The 787-nt window shown below is 53.1% G+C and carries 1 protein-coding gene; it reads left to right on the forward strand.

Annotated features, from left to right (window positions below):
* On the forward strand, positions 1-727 hold a 727-nt coding region (locus G6Q48_RS21950; RefSeq protein ID WP_166268414.1), incomplete at its 5' end, for an AadA family aminoglycoside 3''-O-nucleotidyltransferase.
* Positions 728-787: the final 60 nt, after the last annotated feature.

Here is a 787-nt window from a genome sequence, read left to right on the forward strand (position 1 = left end):
CCATCTCGAACCGACGTTGCTGGCCGTACATTTGTACGGCTCCGCAGTGGATGGCGGCCTGAAGCCACACAGTGATATTGATTTGCTGGTTACGGTGACCGTAAGGCTTGATGAAACAACGCGGCGAGCTTTGATCAACGACCTTTTGGAAACTTCGGCTTCCCCTGGAGAGAGCGAGATTCTCCGCGCTGTAGAAGTCACCATTGTTGTGCACGACGACATCATTCCGTGGCGTTATCCAGCTAAGCGCGAACTGCAATTTGGAGAATGGCAGCGCAATGACATTCTTGCAGGTATCTTCGAGCCAGCCACGATCGACATTGATCTGGCTATCTTGCTGACAAAAGCAAGAGAACATAGCGTTGCCTTGGTAGGTCCAGCGGCGGAGGAACTCTTTGATCCGGTTCCTGAACAGGATCTATTTGAGGCGCTAAATGAAACCTTAACGCTATGGAACTCGCCGCCCGACTGGGCTGGCGATGAGCGAAATGTAGTGCTTACGTTGTCCCGCATTTGGTACAGCGCAGTAACCGGCAAAATCGCGCCGAAGGATGTCGCTGCCGACTGGGCAATGGAGCGCCTGCCGGCCCAGTATCAGCCCGTCATACTTGAAGCTAGGCAGGCTTATCTTGGACAAGAAGAAGATCGCTTGGCCTCGCGCGCAGATCAGTTGGAAGAATTTGTTCACTACGTGAAAGGCGAGATCACCAAGGTAGTCGGCAAATAATGTCTAACAATTCGTTCAAGCCGACGCCGCTTCGCGGCGCGGCTTAACTCAAGCGTTAGA

Source organism: Providencia sp. M-27 (genome assembly GCF_011077905.1).
In the GTDB taxonomy this organism is placed as follows: domain Bacteria; phylum Pseudomonadota; class Gammaproteobacteria; order Enterobacterales; family Enterobacteriaceae; genus Providencia; species Providencia huaxiensis.